Origin of the sequence: Bradyrhizobium sp. 179 (assembly GCF_023073535.1) — a bacterium.
Taxonomy (GTDB): domain Bacteria; phylum Pseudomonadota; class Alphaproteobacteria; order Rhizobiales; family Xanthobacteraceae; genus Bradyrhizobium.
In genome coordinates this window covers 105,987-127,553 of the sequence record NZ_JADPJR010000030.1, presented here as the reverse complement: position 1 = coordinate 127,553, position 21,567 = coordinate 105,987, and the positions used below count along the sequence as shown (strand labels likewise).

Annotated in this window: 13 protein-coding genes; 7 read left to right on the top strand and 6 right to left on the bottom strand. The window is 64.5% G+C overall.

Annotated elements, in window-relative coordinates:
• Nucleotides 1-14: 14 nt before the first annotated feature.
• Together IVB12_RS38105 and IVB12_RS07055 are read right to left on the bottom strand one after the other, a co-directional pair.
• Nucleotides 15-146: a hypothetical protein gene (locus IVB12_RS38105; protein ID WP_256466493.1), complete on the bottom strand. Its 132-nt coding sequence runs from the start codon at nt 144-146 to the stop codon at nt 15-17.
• Between the two features lie 128 nt (nt 147-274).
• A complete protein-coding gene (locus tag IVB12_RS07055; RefSeq protein ID WP_247297103.1) occupies nt 275-3,382 on the bottom strand; it encodes a ribonuclease E/G in 3,108 nt (1,035 codons plus the stop codon).
• A 706-nt stretch (nt 3,383-4,088) separates the two neighbouring features.
• Between IVB12_RS07055 and IVB12_RS07050 the strand changes: the two genes are divergently transcribed.
• The 6 genes from IVB12_RS07050 to IVB12_RS07025 all read left to right on the top strand — a co-directional run bounded on the left by IVB12_RS07050 (nt 4,089) and on the right by IVB12_RS07025 (nt 12,642).
• Nucleotides 4,089-5,384 carry an N-acetylmuramoyl-L-alanine amidase gene (locus tag IVB12_RS07050; RefSeq protein ID WP_247297101.1) on the top strand — a complete coding sequence of 432 codons (1,296 nt, stop codon included), beginning with the start codon at nt 4,089-4,091 and terminating at the stop codon, nt 5,382-5,384.
• Nucleotides 5,385-5,616: 232 nt separating this feature from the next.
• The gene (locus tag IVB12_RS07045; protein ID WP_247297098.1) at nt 5,617-8,118 is read left to right on the top strand and encodes a penicillin-binding protein 1A; all 2,502 of its coding nucleotides are present in this window, start codon (nt 5,617-5,619) and stop codon (nt 8,116-8,118) included.
• Nucleotides 8,119-8,225: 107 nt separating this feature from the next.
• Nucleotides 8,226-9,357 (top strand): peptide chain release factor 2 gene (gene prfB / locus IVB12_RS07040; protein WP_247297088.1). Its coding sequence is split into 2 segments (ribosomal slippage): nt 8,226-8,294 and nt 8,296-9,357, totalling 1,131 coding nucleotides; the frame shifts between segments, so codons are not numbered across the junction.
• Nucleotides 9,358-9,359: 2 nt separating this feature from the next.
• Complete coding sequence (locus IVB12_RS07035; RefSeq protein ID WP_247297086.1) at nt 9,360-10,241, top strand: NAD(P)-dependent oxidoreductase; 882 nt, start codon at nt 9,360-9,362, stop codon at nt 10,239-10,241.
• A 143-nt stretch (nt 10,242-10,384) separates the two neighbouring features.
• Nucleotides 10,385-11,296, top strand: coding sequence for a DMT family transporter (locus IVB12_RS07030; RefSeq protein WP_247297084.1), 912 nt, complete (start codon nt 10,385-10,387; stop codon nt 11,294-11,296).
• 110 nt (nt 11,297-11,406) lie between these two features.
• A complete protein-coding gene (locus tag IVB12_RS07025; RefSeq protein WP_247297082.1) occupies nt 11,407-12,642 on the top strand; it encodes an ABC transporter substrate-binding protein in 1,236 nt (411 codons plus the stop codon).
• A 17-nt stretch (nt 12,643-12,659) separates the two neighbouring features.
• Here the strand turns inward: IVB12_RS07025 and IVB12_RS07020 are convergent, their stop codons facing one another.
• Both IVB12_RS07020 and IVB12_RS07015 read right to left on the bottom strand, forming a co-directional pair.
• Entirely contained in the window at nt 12,660-14,027 is a 1,368-nt protein-coding gene (locus IVB12_RS07020) for a M23 family metallopeptidase (protein WP_247297080.1), read from the bottom strand.
• Nucleotides 14,028-14,138: 111 nt separating this feature from the next.
• Nucleotides 14,139-14,819 (bottom strand): peroxiredoxin, encoded by a 681-nt coding sequence (locus tag IVB12_RS07015; RefSeq protein ID WP_247297078.1) that lies wholly within the window; start codon nt 14,817-14,819, stop codon nt 14,139-14,141.
• A gap of 204 nt (nt 14,820-15,023) precedes the next feature.
• Here IVB12_RS07015 and IVB12_RS07010 point away from each other — a divergent pair, with 204 nt between their 5' ends.
• Nucleotides 15,024-18,824 carry a DUF3971 domain-containing protein gene (locus IVB12_RS07010; RefSeq protein ID WP_247297076.1) on the top strand — a complete coding sequence of 1,267 codons (3,801 nt, stop codon included), beginning with the start codon at nt 15,024-15,026 and terminating at the stop codon, nt 18,822-18,824.
• Between the two features lie 67 nt (nt 18,825-18,891).
• Here the strand turns inward: IVB12_RS07010 and IVB12_RS07005 are convergent, their stop codons facing one another.
• Complete coding sequence (locus IVB12_RS07005; protein ID WP_247297074.1) at nt 18,892-20,586, bottom strand: methyl-accepting chemotaxis protein; 1,695 nt, start codon at nt 20,584-20,586, stop codon at nt 18,892-18,894.
• 347 nt (nt 20,587-20,933) lie between these two features.
• Nucleotides 20,934-21,371 (bottom strand): DoxX family protein, encoded by a 438-nt coding sequence (locus IVB12_RS07000; protein WP_247297072.1) that lies wholly within the window; start codon nt 21,369-21,371, stop codon nt 20,934-20,936.
• Between the last annotated feature and the right edge of the window lie 196 nt (nt 21,372-21,567).

Sequence of the window (21,567 nt, the reverse complement as noted above, 5' to 3'; positions counted from 1 at the left end):
TGGGCGAGGTCCGGTCAGTCCCAGGCGAGGAAGCCCGGTGCGGCCGACAGCGGCGGCGCCGCGGCGAGCCGCGCCGGATCGGTCACGTCGGCTGTTTCGAAGAAGCTCTGATCGCCGCGAGCACTGGAATCGCAAAGCTTTGACAACGCCAGTCCCATTCAAAATGATGAAAGCGATCTAGCATATCGGAAACGGCCGGGCAGGTGATCAGCGCGCATAGCATCGAAACAAAAACGCCCGGCTGTGCCGGGCGTTTTGCATTGGATGCTCGGCTTTATTCGCCGCCACCGAAGCGGCGCGACCACCAGCCGGCACGGCGCGGGGCGGGGCGAGTTTCGTTTGCGGCTTGCGGTGCCGGCTCAGCTGCCGGGGCGGGCGCAGCACCCGATTCGGTCGCCTGCGCAACCGGTGTTGCGGGCTCGGGCTGGCTGTTCAGCAGGAAGCTGACCTTTTCCCGGACGGTGGAGCGGCGTCGCGCGGCCTTGTCATCGGCGGGCTCTTCGACCGGCGCTGTGGTCGTCGCCGCAGGAGCCGCTGCGGGAGCGGGCTCGGCCGGTATCTCGCTCTGCGCGTCGGCGCGCGATGCAGGCGCCGCCGCCTGCGGTTCGGCCCTGTGTTCGGGCTCTGCGATCGAAGGCGCGGCCTCGTTGCTGAAGCCATCGAAATCGGCGACGGCGTCGGTTGCTTCCGGCGGAGCGTTGGCTGCGAGCTCGTCGCCGATGGACCCGGCGAGACCTTCCTCGTTGCCACCGCGACGACGGCGTCCGCCACGGCGACCACGCCGGCGGCGGCGATCGCCGCTACCCTGCTGCTCGCCGCGGGCCACCTGTTCCTCGCCTTCCTCGCCGTCCTGCTCGGACTCGGAGTCCTCTTCGCCTTCGCCGGCTGCCATGGCGGCCTCAGGATGCGTGGGCGCGCTATCCTCGCGCAAATCGCCGTCGCGCTGGCCACCGCGGCCGCGGCGGCGGCGGCGGCGCTTGCGGCGCTGACCGTCCTGCTCGACGGCTGTCTCGCCGGCAGCTTGTTCCTCGCTGAGACCTTCGGTCTCCTCGGTCTCGATCTCGGATTCCAGCTCCGGATCGAACTCCTCGTCCTCATAGGCCTCTTCCACCATGGGCGGCGGGCTTGCAGCCGCCTGCGCCGCGAGCAGCGCCTTGGCCGCTTCCAGCGTATGCACCTGCTCGCCGCGGTCGATCACATAAGCCTGAGGTCCGCTGACGCTGGGATCGGCGATGACCGACAGCGTGACCTTGAAGGCGGTCTCGAGGTCGCGCAGGTGGCCGCGCTTGTGGTTCAGCACGTAGAGCGCCACGTCGGTGCGGGTGCGGACCACGAGATTGTGGGTCGCGCCCTTCATCAGGATCTCTTCGAGGCCGCGCAGCAACTGGAGCGCCACCGACGAGACCGAGCGGACATGGCCGGTGCCGCCGCAATGCGGGCAGGGATCGGTCGAACTCTCCAGCACGCTGGCGCGAATGCGCTGGCGCGACATTTCCAGCAAGCCGAAATGCGAGATGCGGCCGACCTGGATGCGCGCGCGATCCTGCCGCAGGCAATCGGACAGCTTGCGTTCGACCGCGCGGTTGTTGCGCTTCTCGTCCATGTCGATGAAGTCGATGACGATCAGGCCGGCGAGGTCGCGCAGGCGGAGCTGGCGGGCGACCTCTTCGGCCGCTTCCAGATTGGTCTTGAGCGCGGTGTCCTCGATATGGTGCTCGCGGGTCGAACGGCCCGAGTTGACGTCGATCGAGACCAGCGCTTCGGTCTGGTTGATGACGATGTAGCCGCCGGAGCGAAGCTGCACGGTCGGCGAGAACATCGCATCCAGCTGGCTTTCGACGCCCATCCGCGAGAACAGCGGCTGGCCGTCGCGATACTGCTTCACCGCGCTGACATTGGCGGGCATCAACATCTTCATGAAGTCGCGCGCTTCCCGGTAGCCGGCCTCACCGGCCACCTGGATCTCGTCGATCTCCTTGTTGTAGAGGTCGCGCAGCGAGCGCTTGATCAGCGAGCCTTCCTCGTAGACGAGGGTCGGGGCCTGCGACTTCAGCGTCAGGTCGCGCACCGTCTCCCACATCCGGATCAGATATTCGAAGTCGCGCTTGATCTCGGGCTTGGTGCGGGCGGCGCCGGCGGTGCGCAGGATGATGCCCATGCCCTCGGGCACATCGAGATCCTGCACCACTTCCTTCAGACGGGAACGATCCTGCGCGCTGGTGATCTTGCGGCTGATGCCGCCCCCGCGCGCGGTGTTGGGCATCAAGACGGCATAGCGGCCGGCGAGCGACAGATAGGTCGTCAGCGCCGCACCCTTGTTGCCGCGCTCTTCCTTGACGACCTGCACCAGCATCACCTGGCGGCGCTTGATGACTTCCTGGATCTTGTACTGGCGGCGCGGGCGGAAGGTGCGCTCCGGCACTTCCTCCAGCACGTCGTCGCCGCCGACGGATTCGACGACTTCCTCTTCGGCTTCTTCGTCCTCGTCCTCGTCCTCGTCGTCTTCGCCGGCTGCTTCTGGGGCCTCGGCGTGCGGGGCCTCGACGCTTTCGCCGGCGGCGTAAACGGCATCGGCCGGCTCGGCAGCAGAGGTCACGGTCTCGGCCAGAGCCTCCGCGTGCATCTCGGAGGCGACGGCCTCCTGCGGCTCGGCACCGGTCTCAGCCGCAACCACGGGCTCGGCGCCGACGGCCGCGACAGGCGCGGGCGTCGCCTCGGCATGATCATGGTCGTGATCGTGCTCACCGTGATCACCACGGTCGTCATGATCGTGGGCGTGATGGTGATCGTCATCATGGGCATGATGATCGGCGTGATCATGATCGCCATGATCGTGTTCGTGATCATCGTGGCCGTCGTGCTCGTGATGCTCCGCATCGGTGTGCAGGTGCTCGCCTTCGTGCGACGCGCCCTCGCTCAGCGCCGGCTGGAGCTCGCCCTCGACCGGCTGGGCCGCGGGATCGGCGCCGGCATCGAGGCCTTCGACGATGTCGCTGCGGACGCGTTCGCCATGACCTCGGCGGCGGGCGTTACGGTGGCGCGAACGGCGGCGGCCGTGGGAGCGGTTCTCGCTCTCTTCCTCGGCCTCGCGATGGGCCTGTTCCTCGGCCTCGATCAGCGCCTGCCGGTCGGCGACCGGGATCTGGTAGTAATCGGGATGGATTTCGCTGAAGGCGAGGAAGCCGTGGCGGTTGCCGCCATATTCGACGAAAGCGGCCTGAAGCGAGGGTTCGACCCGGGTGACCTTTGCGAGATAGATATTCCCGCGCAGTTGCTTGCGTTGTGCGGTCTCGAAGTCAAACTCTTCGACGCGATTGCCGCGGACCACGACGACCCGGGTCTCTTCCGGGTGGGTGGCATCGATCAACATCTTGTTGGGCATGTCTTAACTCTTGGCGGCGGCGGGCGCGATTCACCGTGGGCGCGTATCGCGCCGCCGGGTGACGCGACGGTCCACCTGATTCGGGGGTGAGGGGAAGGCCGAAACGCCGTCTCTTTCGCCTTGCCGAACCGGAAGCTTCGGGACCAATGCGGCGCGCGGGATTTTCAATCCGCAGCGTCGCGAATGGTCCTTCAGAGTTCGTCGGCACAGTCTGGCGCATCAAGCGTCGGCCCGTATGAAACATTGGGCGGCGAGGCCGCCCCTCAATCAGTTGCTGCTGGCCAGGCATGGCGCGAGCGCGCTCGCCTTTTGGGATCACGAACCGCTCCCTTGGGATCAAGGGCTCGGGTAATGGGTTACGTCGCTGTCAGAACCGCCCGGGTGACGTGAGTGGTAACCCAGGACCGTCCGCCGCCGGAGCTTGACCCGCTCCCTCTCGTTGCCGCGCACCGCGCTGGTCTTAGAGGGGAACGGAAAACGCTGGAATTCCCAAACGTTGAGAGTTCCGGCGCTGCACCGGGAGGCTGAATGCGACACAACCGGAAATATCGGCCGTCAGCAGTCCGTACATACGAGGAATGAGCCATCCGTGCAAGGGAGCGTCGCACGGCGGTCACAGTCAGCGAGTTTCGCGCATCCGTCATTAAGGATCGTTTAACCCTGTGGTTCTATTGCGTTAAAAGGGCTGCTCGGAGGCACGGAATCGGTGGCGAGCCGCACAAATCAAAGGGTTTTGCTGGGATGCGTGCTGCTGTGCGCCGCGGCATTGCCATGTGCTGATTCCTCCCGCCTGAGCGCAGCGGAAAGCCAGCCGCAACCCTCTGTTGCGGTGGCGAATTTTCCAATCGCCTCGGCCGCCCGTCTGGCCGGCGACGGGAAGCAGACCCGCTTCATCCTTGACATCGACCAGACCGTTACCTTCCGTGCCGTCACGCTCGCCGACCCCTACCGCGTGGTGGTGGATGTGCCGCAAGTCAATTTTCAACTGCCCGTCGGTACTGGCAGCGGGGGCCGGGGGCTGGTCAAGGCCTTCCGCTATGGGCTCGTCATGCCGGGCGGCTCGCGAATCGTGTTCGACCTGACCGGACCGGCGAAGATCGCCAATTCCTATGTGGTCGACGCAGCCAACGGCCAGCCGGCCCGGCTCGTGGTCGAACTGGAGGAAGTGGACCGGGCGGCCTTCGTGCCGTCACCCGCGCCCGAACACCGTCCCGAGCTGCGGCCCGCGATCGCCGAGGCGCCGCCTGCCGCGGTTCCCGCTACGGCAACTCCAGATGCCGCACAGCAGAAGGCCGATGGCCGTCCGGTGGTCGTGATCGATCCCGGCCATGGCGGCATCGACAATGGCACGCAGTCGAGTGGCGAGAGCGAAAAGAACCTGGTGCTCGCGTTCGGCCTTGCACTACGCGACCGGCTGGAAAAGGCCGGCAAATATCGCGTGGTCATGACGCGGGACGACGACACCTTCATTCCCCTCAATGACCGGACCAAGATCGCCCGCAATCTCAAGGCCGCCTTGTTCGTCTCCATTCATGCCGATGCGCTGCCTCGTGCCGAGGGTGACGCGCAAGGCGCGACCATCTACACGCTCTCAGACAAGGCATCTGACGCCGAGGCCCAGCGGCTGGCGGACGCCGAGAACCGGGCCGACGCGATCGCCGGCTTCAACCTCGCGGAGGAGCCGACCGACGTCGCCGACATATTGATCGACCTCACCCAGCGCGAAACCCGCACCTTTTCAAACCGCTTTGCCCGTCTCCTGATGGGAGAAATGAAGTCGACGGTGCGGATGCACAAGCATCCCCTGAAATCCGCGGGCTTCCGGGTGCTGAAGGCGCCCGACGTGCCCTCGGTGCTGGTCGAGATCGGGTATGTCTCCAATAAGGGCGACCTTGAGCACCTGGTCTCCGAGGGTTGGCGGTCCCGCGCCGTGGGCTCCATGGCGCAGGCGATCGACGGGTTTTTGACGAAGCGGATGGCCACGGCCGGCTCTTCGAATTGAAAGGGTTTTTCCGTCTCGCCGCAAAAGCCCTAGTTTGGCCACAGCGGGCGCTTTATAAAAATGCCGCAGGGGGTTCCGGAATCGGAGAGAATCCCGCTCGGCAAGCGTCTAAAATCCGGCACTGATGTGATTGCGTAAGCCGGTGAATGCGCGACGTAAAGGTTGGCCCCTGTTTGGGGTGCCAAGGGCACTGATACTGGGCTGATCCAGAATTTGAACGGATAAACACATAATGCGCTTGCTGGTGCGGTTCATGGGCTTCCTGTTCGCCGCGGGAACAGTGGTGTTCCTTGTCGGTGTAGGGGCCGTGGCAGGCCTGATCTGGCATTTCTCCAAGGACTTGCCGGACTATTCTCAGCTTCAGGATTACGAGCCGCCGGTGATGACACGCGTGCACGCGGTCGACGGTTCGCTGCTCGGGGAATACGCCAAGGAGCGACGGCTGTATCTGCCGATCCAGGCGGTGCCCAAGCTCGTGATCAACGCGTTCCTGGCGGCCGAGGACAAGAATTTCTACGAGCATGGCGGTATCGACTACACCGGCATGGCGCGCGCAGGTCTGGTCTACATCCAGAACTACGGCTCGAACCGGCGTCCGCAGGGCGCCTCCACCATCACCCAGCAGGTCGCCAAGAACTTCCTTCTGACCAATGAGGTCTCCTTCGCCCGCAAGATCAAGGAAGCCTTGCTGGCGATGCGCATCGAGAAGACCTACTCGAAGGACAAGATCCTCGAACTGTATCTGAACGAAATTTATCTCGGCCTTGGCGCCTACGGCATCGCGGCGGCGTCGCTCGTCTATTTCGACAAATCGGTGAACGAGCTCACGGTTGCTGAAGCCTCCTATCTGGCGGCACTGCCGAAGATGCCCGCGACCCTGCATCCGGTGCGCAACCGCGACCGTGCCATCGAGCGCCGCAATTACGTGGTCGATCGTCTGCTGGAGAACGGCTGGATCAAGCAGGCCGACGCCGAGAAGGCGCGCAAGGAGCCGCTGGCCGTCACCAGCCGTTCCAATGGCGCCCACACGTTCGCCGGCGAATATTTCGCCGAGGAAGTCCGCCGCGATATCTTCGAACGCTATGGCGAGAAGAAGCTGTATGAGGGCGGTCTTTCTGTCCGCACCACGCTCGATCCCAAGATTCAGGTCATGGCGCGCAAGACCATGGTCGCCGGCCTCGTGAACTATGACGAGCAGCAGGGCTATCGCGGCGCCATGAGCAAGCTCGATATTTCGGGCGACTGGGGCGTGAAGCTTGCCGAGATCAAGTCGCTCTCCGACATCTCGCCATGGCGTATGGCGGTGGTGCTGGAGACCAGCGACCAGTCGGCGCGCATCGGCTTTCAGCCGAGCCGTGAACTCGGCGGCGCCGTGAGCAAGCAGCGCGAGACCGGCCTCGTCACACTCGACGGCGTGCGCTGGGCGCGGGCCGTGCAGGGCGGCACAAAGGGCAAGACGCCGACGGCGGTGTCGCAGGTGCTCCAGCCCGGCGATGTCATTTATGCCGATCCGCTCTACAAGGACGGCCAGCCCATCGAAGGCCAGTACCGGCTGCGTCAGATCCCCGAAGTGTCGGGCGCGATGGCGGTGATGGACCCCTGGACCGGCCGCGTGCTCGCGATGGTCGGCGGCTTCTCGTTCGACCAGAGCCAGTTCAATCGCGCCACGCAGGCCTATCGGCAGCCGGGTTCGTCGTTCAAGCCGATTGTCTATTCGGCCGCCCTTGACAACGGTTATACGCCGTCGACCGTGGTGCTCGATGCTCCGATCGAAATCGACCAAGGCCAGGGCGCCGGCGTGTGGCGGCCGGAGAATTTTGATGCCGGCAAATATAACGGACCGATGACGCTGCGTAATGCACTGCGGCTGTCGCGTAACACGGTGACGGTGCGCCTGGCGCAGGATATCGGCATGCCGTTAATTGGCGAGTATGCTAGGCGTTTCGGCGTCTATGACGAGTTGCCTAATTACTTGTCATACTCCCTGGGCGCCGGCGAGACCACGGCGATGCGGATGGTCACAGCGTACTCGATGCTCGCCAATGGCGGCCGCCGGGTGAAGCCGACTTTGATCGACCGCATCCAGGACCGCTACGGCCACACCATCTTCAAGCACGACCAGCGCGAATGCCGCGGTTGCGACGCGCCGGGCGGCTGGAAGAACCAGCCCGAGCCGCAGCTGATCGACCGCCGCGAGCAGGTGTTGGACTCCATGACCGCCTACCAGATCACCGAGCTGTTGGAAGGCGTGGTCCAGGCCGGTACGGCAACGGTACTCAAAGACGTGGGCAAGCCGATCGCGGGCAAGACCGGTACCACCAACGAAGCCAAGGATGCCTGGTTCGTCGGCTACTCGCCGGACATCGCGGTCGCGGTCTATATGGGCTATGACAAGCCGCGTCCGCTCGGCAGAGGCAATGCGGCGACTGGCGGCCATCTCGCCGCGCCGATCGTGCGTGATTTCCTCAAGCTGGCGCTCGCAGATAAGCCCGCTGTGCCGTTCAAGGTGCCGGCCGGGATCAAGCTCGTGCGCGTCGTCGCCAAGACCGGCATGCGCGCTGGCCCGGGTGAGACCGGCGGAACCATCCTCGAAGCCTTCAAGCCGGGCACTGCGCCGCCGGACAACTACGCAGTCATCGGCGTTGCTGACGCCGATGGGCGCATGCCGGCGTCGCAGCAGCAGCAGCCGGATTCCGGCTTTTTCATGCGGCCGGGCACCGGTGGGCTGTATTAGCGGATAACGCCGACGTTTGAGAGAGTGGGCGGTTGCGCTTTGGTGCCGCCGCCGTTACATCCCGTTGCAATCGTAAGCGGAACAATTCCGCGACATCTGAGAGCGACATGCGCGCCGAAATCGAGCGGTTGGTAGAAGAGATCAAGCAGTCAGTCGGGCTGCTGAGGAGGCATCTTTGACGTCGAGAAATCGACGGCGCGCCTCGCTGAGCTGAACAAGCTCGCAGAAGATCCCAACCTCTGGAACGATCCCCAGAAAGCCCAGAAGCTGATGCAGGAGCGCACCTCGCTCGAGGACGCGTTGTCGGGCATCGGCAAGGTCGAGCAGGAACTCGAAGACGATATCGGCATGATCGAGCTCGGCGAGGCCGAGGGCGATGACGGCGTGGTCGCCGAGGCCGAAGCCGCGCTGAAGAACCTGAAGAAGGAAGTGGCGCGGCGCGAGCTCGAGGCGCTGCTGTCGGGCGAGGCCGACCGTTTCGATTCCTATCTCGAAGTCCATGCCGGCGCCGGCGGCACCGAGAGCCAGGACTGGGCGCAGATGCTCTTGCGCATGTACACGCGCTGGGCCGAAACCCACGGCTTCAAGGTCGAGGTGCTGGAAGAGTCCGAGGGCGAAGAGGCCGGCATCAAGTCCGCAACCATTCAGGTCTCCGGCCACAACGCCTATGGCTGGCTGAAGACCGAGGCCGGCGTGCATCGCCTGGTGCGCATCTCGCCGTTCGATTCCAACGCGCGGCGGCACACCTCGTTCTCGAGCGTGCAGGTGTTCCCCGTCATCGACGACAGCATCAAGATCGACATCAAGGAATCCGACGTCCGCACCGACACGATGCGTTCGGGGGGCGCCGGCGGTCAGCACGTCAACAAGACCGAATCCGCGGTGCGCCTGACGCATATTCCGACCGGTGTTGCGGTGGTCTGCCAGGCCGGTCGCTCCCAGCACAAGAACCGGGCACAGGCCTGGGACATGCTGCGCGCGCGCCTCTACGAGATGGAACTGAAGAAGCGCGAGGAGAAGGCGGCCGCCGACCAGGCCGCCAAGACCGATATCGGCTGGGGCCACCAGATCCGCTCCTACGTGCTGCAGCCCTATCAAATGGTGAAGGATCTGCGCACGGGTGTGCAGACCTCCGACACCTCGGGCGTGCTGAACGGCGAGCTCGACGAGTTCATGGCGGCGACCCTGGCACAGCGCGCCTTCGGCACCACCACCGGCGAGATCGAGGACGTGGACTGATCATGCCCCGCGTCGCCTTCATCGGGCTTGGACGGATGGGCCATGGCATGGCCGGGCGCTATCTCGATGCCGGCTTCACAGTGACGTTGTGGAATCGTAGCAAGCCCAAGGCCGAAGACCTGATCGCGCGTGGCGCGCATTGGGCGACGTCCCCTGAGGACGCCGCGATCGATGCCGACGCCGTCGTGACCATGGTTGCCGATGACGAGGCCTCGCGTGCGGTCTGGCTTGGGCCCAAGGGCGCTGCCAAGACCGCGAAGGCAGGCACCATCGCGATCGAATGCTCGACCGTCTCCTATGACCATGCCCGCGAGATGGGCCGCGAGCTGAATGCGCGCGGTCTCATCTACATCGACTGCCCCGTGACCGGATTGCCCGATGCGGCCGCAGCCGGGAAGTTGACGCTCTTGGCTGGCGCCGATCCGGCCGATCTCGCTCGCGCGCGGCCTTATCTCGACCCAATCGGCACGACCATCCGCCATTTCGGTGCGGTCGGCACCGGCACGGTCTACAAGCTCATCAACAATCTGATGGGCGCGATCCAGATCGCCGGCCTCGCCGAGGGCCTTGCGATCGCCGAGCAGGCCGGGCTCGACATGAATCTGGTGCTGGAGTCGATTCTGTCGGGCGTCGCGGCAAGCCCGCAGGTGCAGCGCCACTCCAAGCGCATGGTTGCCCGCGACTTCAGCGGTGCGACCTTCACATCGGCGCTGCGGCACAAGGATGCCGCCTATGCCGTCAACTTGGCGGAGAGCCTGCTGGCCAGCAAGCCGCTGGTCGCGCGCGCCGCCGTGGAGGCTTACGCGCAGGCGAAAGCGACGATGCCCGACGATGATGAAGGCAGGATGATCGAGCTGGTGTCGCGGCCGAAGACATCCTCCTAGCCAAGTGCACCAATATGGGGCCGCCTTGGCCGCTCCATTCATTCCAAGCGCCGGTTTTGTAAACCGATGCTTCATCGGAAATCGGGTGGCACTGTCCACCGCACCGTTCTAGGGGATGGGCTGGGCCGCCAAGCTGAGACGCCATGCCCCGGAACGACAACCGCATCGATGCGCGCGACTGGTCGCTGCTCGCCATGCTCTCGGTGCTCTGGGGTGGCTCGTTCTTCTTCAACAGCGCGGGCTTACGGGAATTGCCGCCGCTGACGCTGGTGTTCCTGCGCGTCGCGCTTGGCGCCGCCATTCTCCTACCGTTGCTCCGTATGCAGGGGATCGGCTTCCCCTCGGGCACGATGGGATGGAGGCCGTTCGTCGCGATCGGGCTGCTCAACAACGTGATTCCGTTCTCGCTCATTGTGATCGGCCAGACTTTCATTCCGAGCGGGCTGGCGTCGATCCTGAACGCGACCACGCCGCTGTTCACTGTGGTGGTGATGGCGGCGGCCGGTGAGGAGGCCTTGCAGATGCGTCGTATCGCCGGGGTGGCGCTGGGGCTTGCCGGCGTGATCATCCTGCGCGGATGGGGTTTCGAGACGAGGCCGGGGCAGGGGCTCGGTATCCTGCTCTGCCTCGCCGGCGCCTTCAGCTATGGTCTTGCGGCGCTCGCGGCGCGACGGTTGCTGAAGGACACGCACCCGCTTGGAGCGGCGACATTTCAACTGATGGCATCCACCGTGATGATGACGGTCGTCGCCGGCGCGGTGGAGAGGCCATGGCAGCTACCGCTACCGAGCCCGACGACCTGCCTCGCCGTGCTTGGCCTTGCCGCGCTTTCAACGGCGCTCGCCTACATCGTGTTCTTTCAGATCGCGCGACGCTCGGGCGCGAGCAATGTCATGCTGGTGACGCTGCTCATTCCCGTCACCGCGATCTTTCTGGGATGGCTGGTGCTTGGTGAGGCGATCTCCATGCGCGAGATCGCCGGCGCCATCGTCATCGGCAGCGCATTGCTCGTGATCGACGGACGCGTGCCCGGCCTGCTGCGTCGCGGCGCGTAAGTTCCCGCTCCATCGTTTCATCTCGCGGAAAATCCCGGCGCTTGCCAGCGGCAGGGCGCCTTGCGACACTCCCTGCATAACAAGACTACAAAAATACAGGGGAGAGAACGATGCCGGGTCGTCGCACCAACCTTGCTGCCCTCGCCATGCTTGCTGCCGGAGTGCTCGCCACGACACCGGCCTTCGCGCAGAAGAAATACGACCCCGGCGCCAGCGACACCGAAATCAAGATCGGCAACATCATGCCCTATAGCGGGCCGGCGTCTTCCTATGGCGTGATCGGCAAGACGGAGGCCGCCTTTTTCAGGATGATCAACGATCAAGGCGGCATCAACGGGCGAAAGATCAACTTCATCAGCTATGATGACGCCTATTCGCCCCCGAAAGCGATCGAACAGGCGCGCAAGCTCGTCGAGAGCGACGAGGTTCTCTTGATCTTCCAGTCGCTCGGCACGCCCTCGAACTCCGCGATCATGAAATACATGAACGCCAAGAAAGTGCCGCAGCTCTTCGTGGCCTCCGGTGGCACCAAGTTCGGCGATCCCAAAAATTTCCCTTGGACCATGGGCTTCCAGCCCAACTATCAGAGCGAGGGGCGGATCTATGCAAAGTACATCCGCGATCATTTCCCCGACAGCAAGATCGCGGTGTTCTGGCAGAACGACGATGCCGGCAAGGACCAGTTCAAGGGACTGAAGGACGGGCTTGGCGACAAGGCCAGTATGATCATCGCGGACAAATCCTATGAAGTCAGCGATCCCTCGATCGACTCGCAGATCGTTGCTCTTCACGATTCCGGTGCGGACATTTTCTTCTCATGGGCCGCGCCAAAAGGATCGGCGCAGGCGATCCGGAAGGTGGGCGAGCTCGGCTGGAAGCCAAAGTTCTTCCTGGCCAACACTGCGACCTCGGTTGCCTCGGTGCTCAAGCCGGCCGGGCTGGACTATTCCAAGGACATCATCTCGACGGTCTATCTGAAAGACCCGACCGATCCGACCTGGGACAAGGATCCGGCTGTGGTGAAATGGCGCGCGTTCATGGACAAGTATTACCCTGACGGCGACAAGACTAACGCCAACAATGTCTATGGCTACGTCCAGGCCGAAGCGATGGTCCAGGTCTTGAAGCAGTGCGGCGACCATCTCACCCGCGAGAACGTGATGAAGCAGGCTGCGAACCTGAAGGACTTCCACACTGACCTGATGCTGCCGGGCATCATGGTCAACACCTCGCCTGACGATTATTTCCCAATCGAGCAGATGCAGCTGATGCGCTTCAACGGGCAGGCTTGGGAGCTGTTCGGTGACGTCATCACAGGTGAGGTCGGCCACGAGCGCAGCCAGTAATCCGCCGTGTATCTGCGTTAGCCCGCGCTGAGCCGCACGCCGGCGCGCAAAAATTTCTGCGGATCGACCGCCTCGCCCTCGATGCGGGTCTCATAGTGCAAATGCGGACCCGTGGAACGGCCGGTCGAACCGACGAGACCAATCACCTGGCCGATCTTGACGACCTCGCCGATCCTGACGTTGATCTCGGAGAGATGGCCATAGCGGGTCGAAAGCCCGTTTCCGTGATCGACCTCGACCATGCGGCCATAGCCGCCGGACCAGCCGGCGGAAACTACCTTGCCGTTGGCGGTGACGCGAACGGGATCGCCGGTGGCGGCGCGGAAGTCGAGCCCGGTATGCATTGCGGGCCGGCCGAGGAAAGGATCGCTGCGCACGCCGAAGCCGGAGGTGAACTCGACCTCGCCGATGACGGGCTTGCGATAGGGCACCAGCGCCAGCGTGCGATTGAGCCGGTCCAACTCGGCGCGCGTGGTGTTGATGCGATAAAGCTGCTTCTCGAACGGCCCGGCGTTGGGCGTCAATTTGACGGGTACGAAAGGCCCGCCCATTGCGGTGCGCGGTACGGCGGCTTCGAGATTGGCGAGGCTGAGGCCGAGATCGCTGACGACGCCGCGCATCCGGCGCATGCGTGAATCCATGCCTTCCTCGACGGCGTTAAGCGCCGCCATCTGGCGACGCTCGACCTGATCAAGCGAAGCCGTGAGCCGGACCAGGACGTTGTCGAAGCCCTGGTTCTTGGCGAATTGGCTGGTCGGCGGCGCCGCGACAGTCGGCGCGCGCGACTCGAGCCGCGCTTCGCGATCCGGCGGCGCCACAAAGATTACGGTGTCGCTGATCGGCGACGGCTTCGGCGTGCCCTGGGTTGCGTTCTGGCCGGCGTCGCCACGCTGCGGTGTCGAGCGCGGGATCGACCCGGTCACGTCGGGCATGGCGCCGAGCGCCGTAGCCCGGGATTCCAGCGCCGTCTGGCGCTTCATGATCTGGTCGAGCTTTTGGTCGAACTGCTCCTGGTCGAGCAGCTGCCGGCTGGTGGTGCGGTCGACCTTGGCCCGCAGCTCGGCGATACGGTCTTCATAGGCGTACTGCATCTCGGCTTGGCGGGCGATCAGCCGGGTCAGGACGTCGTCGCGGAAGGCGAAGTAGGTGGCGGTGGCGGCCGACCACAGTCCGAGCAGCACGACCGTACCGACCACGATCCAGAACACCACGGGTCCGAAGCGGACTTGCTTGCCGGCATGGACAATGGTGTAGGCGTCGTCGGTCGCGGGAAGGGGGACCGCAACCGCCGCCGCTGGGGCGGCTGGATGGCGATGGAAGGCCCGTCCGTGGTCGTGGGCATGATGTTGGGGGTACTGCGAGTATTGGGCAGAACTTTTCGACATCGGCACTCCCGCGCCGGTCGGATGAGTCCGTACGGCCCTAATTGCCGCAGCAATCTGGGCCGGTCATGGTTAATTTTCCGGAAACGGGAACATTCGAATTCAAAGGACTGATTAAAGACTTCTTGCCGCTTCCAGGACCTCATCGGCATGGCCGTCGACCCGGACATTGCGCCAGATCCGGGCCACTTTGCCATCGCGGCCGACCAGCACCGTGGTGCGAAGAATTCCGAGGAAGCTTTTGCCATACATGGACTTTTCGCCCCAGGCGCCGTAGGCCTCCAGCATCTCGTGCGTCTCGTCCGAGATGAGCGGAATGGCGAGCTTGTGCTTGTCGCGGAACTTTTCCTGGGCCTTTAACGGATCCGCGGAGATGCCGAGCACGGCCGTGCCGCCAGCCGTGAAGGCGTCCGCCAGCCGGGTGAAGTCGATCGCCTCCCTGGTACAACCGGGCGTGTCGGCGCGAGGGTAGAAGAACAGCACGAGCTTTTGCCCGGCATAGTCCGCCAGCGTGACCACATCGCCGCCGTCGCGGGGCAGACGGAAGGCGGGAGCCTTCTGGCCCTCGGTCAAGGCGACCTTCGCCGCCGCGGGCGACTTGGAGGAATTTAACTGTTTCGAGGCGGCCTTATGTGATCCTGCTTTTGCTATGGTCTTGGTTGATTTGCTCGCCGGCGTCCGCTGTGTTTTCGCGGACCTTGTTTGAGTCGCTGCCCGCGTTTTCAGGGTCTTCTTTTTAGCCGTCGGACTGCCGGAGGGCGTTTTGGACGATTTCTTTTGGGATTTCTTGGACATACGCCTTCCTTTCGTCGCTTTCGACAGGTCAACCAAAGCGGTATTGCAGCTCTCGTCCGGTGTGCCGGAATCGCGCCCTCGGCTGGGCAAGTCTGACGACGCCGGAGTATGGTTACAAGGAATTCCACGCACCACCCCACTGCTCGTTGAACGCGCTGCCGGGGCGAAATGACGAACAGCAGGAATATTCGAAGTACGGCGGCAATGCCGGCGCAGGGGCCTTCGCTCCCCGTCGGCGGCTGCGGTCCCGGCGGCGCTCAATCCGACGATGGACGCCTGTATCGAGAGGCAATGGCAAGGAATAAGTCGCCCCAGGATTACACGCGGGACTTCGATCGGCGCGGCGGTCAATCACAGCCGCAGGAATGGGACGACGCCGATTGGGATCCGGATCAGGAGGAGGCGGCGGGCCATCGCGCGCGCCGGCTGCTATCGCGTTCCAATTCGGGTTTCCATCGCCTCGGTGACGGGTTTGGATCTTTACGTCGCCGGCTGGGCAGCGGCCGCTGGCTGAAGCGGCTGGCCGTCGTCGTTGGCGTCCTCGTCGTCATTTTCGTCGGCTGTTTCGGCACGCTGTGGTGGCGGCTCGGCGCCGGGCCCATCAATCTCGACATTGCAACGCCATGGCTGGCAGCCGCCATCGAGGACAATATCGGCCACGGCAACACCGTAGAGGTGGGCGGCACCCAGATCGAGCGGGCGGGGCGGGTCCGGATCGCAGTCCGCATCCGTGACATCGTCGTCCGCGACCGCGATCACGCCATCGTCGCCAGTGCGCCGAAAGCCGAGGTCAAGCTGTCGGGTGCGGGTCTCCTCATGGGGCACCTGCGCGCAGAAAGCCTCAATCTCGTCGATGCCGAGCTCGCGATCCGCATCGCACCTGACGGCACCGTCACGGTCTCGGCCGGCGACACCGCAAAGCCGCTGGCAACCGGCGTGGCCTCCAAGAAAGAGGCAGGCTTGCCGCCGACATTCCCACGCAACGGCGTCCCGCCGCCGCCATTCGCCACAGCGCCTGCGAGCCCGGACACATCCCAGGCTGCTCCCCAGGCGACCGCACAGAGCGGAATTCTTCAGGGCCTCGATTGGCTCGACAGTCTGAGCATGACCGGCCTCGACGGCCAGAACCTCAACGAGATCGGTCTGAAGAACGGCAATCTGATTGTCGACGACCAGCAGCGCGGCAGCAAATGGTCGTTCGAGAACATCACGCTCAGCCTGCGCCGGCCGAGCAGTGGCGGCGTCGCGCTCAGCCTCGGCGAGGAGGGCGCGCGCCCGTGGATGCTGCGCGCCACGATCGGGCCGGCCGAGAACGGCGTGCGCTCGGTCGACATCCGCGCCGACAAGGTCTCGACCTCCAACATCCTGTTGGCGCTGCGGGTCAAGGATCTCACCTATACCGCGGACCTGCCGCTGACGGGCGAGCTGAAGGGCGAACTCGGCCGCGACGGCGTGCCGACCTACTTCCGTGGCAAGATCGCGGTCGGCGCGGGCAACATCATCGACACCGACACGCCCGATTATCCGATGACGATCGACTCGGCCGAGATCAACGTCGAGTGGGACGCGAACCGGCGGGTGCTGGTCGCTCCGTTCAAAATTCTCTCCGGCGCCAACCGCCTGACCCTGCTGGGCCATCTCGAGCCACCGAACGGCGCCACCAATGACTGGCAGCTCGGCTTCAGTGGCGGCTCGATCCTGCTTGGTGGCATCGACAACGAGCCGCCGCTCGTCTTCAACCGTATTGCGATCGGTTTCCGTTTCGACACTGACCACAAGCGCCTCTTGCTGACGCAGGCCGATATCAGCAATGGCGAGATCGGTGTCGCCGGCACCGGTGCCATCGACTATTCGGGCGAGCCGCGGCTGACGCTCGGCTTTGCGGGAACGCCGATGTCGGCCTCCGCGCTGAAGCGGATGTGGCCCACATTGATCGTTCCCGAGCTGCGTGAATGGGTGATCGAGCGGATCGAGCGCGGCACGCTCCAGCGGATCGAGATCGGCGTCAACTCGCCGGTGAAGAACCTTCCGCGCAAGGGGCCTCCCATCCCCGACGACGGCCTGTCGGTCAACATCGTGGCAAGCGGTGTCGCGGTGCGTCCGGTGGACGGCATGCCGGTGGTGCACGATGCCGATCTGAAGGCGCGCGTGACCGGCCGCACTGCGACCGTGAACATCGGGCAGGGCATTGCCGACACGCCCGCCGGCCGCAAGATCACGATCTCCGACTTCACGTTCGAGGTGCCGGATATGGCGCCCAAGCCGTCGCCGTCGCGCACGAGATTTCGCGTCGACGGACCGGTGCCCGCGGCGGCCGAAATGCTCTCCAATGATCGCCTGAGCGATCTGTCTTCGACCGTCGTCGATCCCAATACCAGCAAGGGGACGTTCTCGGCGAACATCCAGCTCGGCATGCCGGTCAAGGGCGAGCTGACCAGGGCCGACACGACCTATGCCGTGACAGCCGAGCTCAACGGCTTTGCCGCCGACAAGCTGGTGATGAACCAGAAGCTGGAGGCCAACAACCTCAAGATCATCGCGAGCAACCAGGGCTATCAGGTCAAGGGCGACGTCAAGATCAACGGGCAGGCCGCCTCGCTCGACTATCGCAAGCCGGCCGAGGGCGATGCGGACGTCAGATTGCAGGCGACGCTGGACGATGCCAGCCGCGCGCGCCTGGGGTTCGATCTCAGCCCTGCCGTGAGTGGATCGTTGCCGATCAAGCTGTCGGGCAAGATCGCGAGCGGCGCGGATCAGACGACGAAGCTCGCCGTCGAGGCCGACCTGACCTCAGTCAAGCTCGACAACATCCTGCCCGGCTGGGTCAAGCTGCCGGGCAAGTCCGGCAAGGCCAGCTTCAAAGTGGTGCCGACGGCGCAATCGACGCGTTTCGAGGACATCGTCATCGAGGGCGGCGGCGCCTCGATCAAGGGCTCGCTCGAGATCGATGCGAATGGCGACCTGATGAACGCGAACTTCCCGACCTATTCGCCCTCCGACGGCGACAAGGCCTCGTTGAAGGTGGAGCGCAGCCAGGACGGCGTGGTGCGCGGCACCATGCGCGGCGACGTGTTCGACGGCCGCGGTTTCCTGAAGTCGGCGATCTCAGGCAATTCCAAAGACGATGCCAAGAACAAGCTGAAGAACATCGATTTCGACATCGACGTGAAGCTCGGCGCCGTCGCCGGTTTCAACGGCGAGGCGATGCGCAGCGTCGATGCCAAGATGTCGAAACGCAACGGCGCCGTCAAAGCCTTGACGTTGAGTGGCAAGATCGGCCGTGATACGCCGGTGGCGGCCGATTTGCGCGGTGGCCGCGCGCAGGGCAGCCGTGAAGTGATCTATCTCCAGACCAACGATGCCGGCGCGCTGCTGCGCTTCACCGACACCTATACCAAGGCGGTCGGCGGCCAGATGGTGGTGGCGATGGAGCCGCCGACATCCGAGCCGAACACCTCGCGCGAGGGTCTCATCAACGTGCGCGACTTCACCGTGAAGGGCGAGGCGCAGCTCGAGCGCGTTGCTGCCGGCGCGCCCAACGGCACCGGCAACGGCGTCTCCTTCAGCGCGCTCCGCGCCGAGTTCACCCGTCAGAATGGCGCGCTCACGATCCGTGACGGCGTCGTCAAGGGACCGATGATCGGCGCCACCATCGAGGGCTCGATCGACTATCCCGGCAACCAGGTGTGCATGAGCGGCACCTTCGTGCCGATGTATGGCGTCAACAACATCTTCGGCCAGATCCCGTTGTTCGGCATCTTCCTCGGCGGCGGCAACAACGAGGGGCTGATCGGCGTGACTTACGAGGTCGTCGGCACCCCGGCCGCGCCCGTGATGCGCGTCAATCCGATCTCGGCGATGGCGCCGGGCCTGTTCCGCAAGATCTTCGAGTTCAACACCGGCAAGCAGAACTCGCCATTCGAGGAATTCCAGTCGCAATCGAACGACGGGTCGACCGGATCGACGCGGCAGCTGTCGAGCGGTTGCAGCCTGGCGCGGCGATAGAAGCGGGACTCAAGAGTCCGCCACGCCCGCGCCTGTCCCGGGCATGACGCATGTGGGGGTCGGAAACTTACGCCGCGCGCACGCCAGCCAGGAACGTCCCGACCTCGCCGGAGAGCTGTTCGGCCTGCTTGGAGAGGCTCGAGGCGGCCGCGAGCACCATGCCGGCAGCGTTGCCGGTCTCGTTCGCAGCCGTGCTAACGGCGCTGATATTGGTCGTGACCTCCTGGGTCGCTTCTGCGGTCTGCGACACGCTGCGGGCGATCTCGGCGGTGGCGGCACCTTGCTCCTCGATGGCCGCGCCGATCGAGGTCGCAATGCGACTGACCTCCTCGATGGTGGCGGTGATGCCGCCGATTGCGTCCACCGCTTCTTTGGTCGCGCCCTGGATCTGGGCGATCTTGTCGCCGATCTCGCGGGTGGCTTCCGCGGTCTGGCTCGCGAGCGACTTTACCTCGGAGGCGACCACGGCAAAGCCACGACCGGCTTCGCCTGCGCGTGCAGCCTCGATAGTGGCGTTAAGCGCGAGCAAATTGGTCTGTGCCGCGATGCTGGAGATCAGCTCGGCGACGTGCTCGATCTGCTGGGCACCATCGGACAGCGCGCGCACGATCGTGTCGGTGCGGCGCGCACTGTCCACCGCGCGTCCGGTGACTTCGGCGGACTGCGCGACCTGACGGCTGATCTCGGTGATGGAAGTGGAGAGCTCTTCGGCGGCGGCCGCGACGGTCTGGACGCGCTGGCTGGCCTCGGTGGCGGCCGAGCCGACCACAGCGGCGCGGCGGTTGGTGCCTTCGGCGGTGGAGGACATCGACTTGGCGGTCGCCTCGAGTTCGCCGGAGCCCGAAGCCATCAGCCCGACCAGCTGGCCGACGGACGCATCGAAGCGGTCGGCAAGCGCGATCAAGGCATCGCGTTTCTCCTGCTCGCTACGGGCCTTGGTGGCGACCTGCTCGGCCTCCAGGTTACGTGCGGTCAGCGCGGTTTGCCGGAGCACTTCGAGCGTCTCGGCCATGCGGCCGATCTCGTCGCCGCGGCCGGTCTCTTCGACCGCCTTGTCGATAGTGCCTTCCGAAATCTGCTGCATGCGGGTCTTCTGGCGGTCCAGCGCGGCGAGCACGTCGCGGGCGATCAGCCAGGACAGCATCGCCATCAGCAGCATCAGGCCGATGCCGATGGCGGCGAGCTCCAGCGTCAGCGCGCGCACGTCGGCGTCGATGTCGTCGACGTAGAGTCCGTAGCTGATGGTCACGTTCCAGGGCGCGAATCTGCGCGCGAACACGGTCTTGCGGACCGGCTCGGTCTGGCCGGGGCGGGGATAGAGATAGGAGGTCACGCCACCCTGCGCGGTGTCGGTGCCGGCCCTGATGATGGCGTCGGCAATCAACACGCCGTTGGAATCCTTGGCGCCAGTGATCTTGCCTTCGAGCTGCTGATTGGCGCCGTTCACGACCAGAGAGGTGTCCTGATTGTAGACCACCGGGTAGCCCTGGCCGCCGTTGAAGCTCATGCGGCGGCCGCGTTGGTGGAACAAGCTCTTGGCCTCGGCTTGCGTGAGCTTGCCGGCTGTCACCTCGTCCTGGAGCGATTGCGCGTAATTATGGAGGAGCTCCACCGCCGTCCGCATCTGCTGGACACGGTCCTCCATCATGCGGCTCTTGCTCAGCACGGCCGATACCCCGATGATGGCCGTGACCGTGAGCGCCGCGAGGCAGACCATGCTGGCAAGCTTGGTGCGGATCTTCAGATGACTGAGCAGTTGCATCACGGTCTCTACGGAATGGTTGTTATTGCTTGCGTCGGTAGCATGAAGTTCTTACCAATCATGAACGGACGCGGGCAACGCGCTGCCATGCATGCGGCGTTCGCAGTCGCCATGCGCAAACGTGCCGCGCCTGCGCATGGCGCATCTAATCGCGGGAAGAATTGATGCTGGATTTTGGTTGTGGCCGAGGCTTGTCGGGACAGCGATGAGTCGATTCGTTCACCGCATCATCATGTCCGTGCTGCTCGTGGCGGCTCTCGTTCTCATCTGGAACGTGCTGGGCGCGCGTTGAGCCGGCACCGGCAAATGCGCCGGTACCCTGTCTTTCCTTCGAATCCGCGAGCGCGTCAGCGCCGGGCGTAGGCGCCGCCGGTCGAATCGCTTTCCTTGCCCATCGCCGCATCGACGCTGACCGAGCCGCCGCCGGCTGCCGAGAGGTAGAGGCAGGCGAAGCAGAACAGGATCGCGGCGGTGCCGCCGTTGAGCAGCGGCAGGAACACCGGCGTTTCGCCCTTGAACATGTGGCCCATGAAGTAGGCGAAGGCCATCTCACCCGAGAGAATGAAAGCCGAGAGGCGGGTGAACAGGCCGAGCATCAGGAGCGCACCGAGCACCAGCTCGATCGCGCCTGCCGTCCAGATCAGCGGCGGGATGTTGGCGAAGTAAGGAAGCACCGGAAACTTGAAGATCTTCGCAACGCCGTACTGGAACAGCAAGAGGCCGGTGATGAAGCGAAACAGGCTCAGGAGAACCGGTTGAAAGCGAGTGAGATAGGGAAAGTTCATTGGTTTGTGCCCTCCATCCAATGCGCGACTTGGACCGTATTCGATTCCGCCTCGCAAGCCATCAGGATCAATTCCGCGCTGACATTTTCGTCATGTCGGACAAAACACCGCAGGCTCCGCTCTCAGTCGCGCGCGATCCGCATTTTTTCTGGTGTTGGCGTCGTGCCCATCCGTAATTTTCCGGTGACGCAAACGA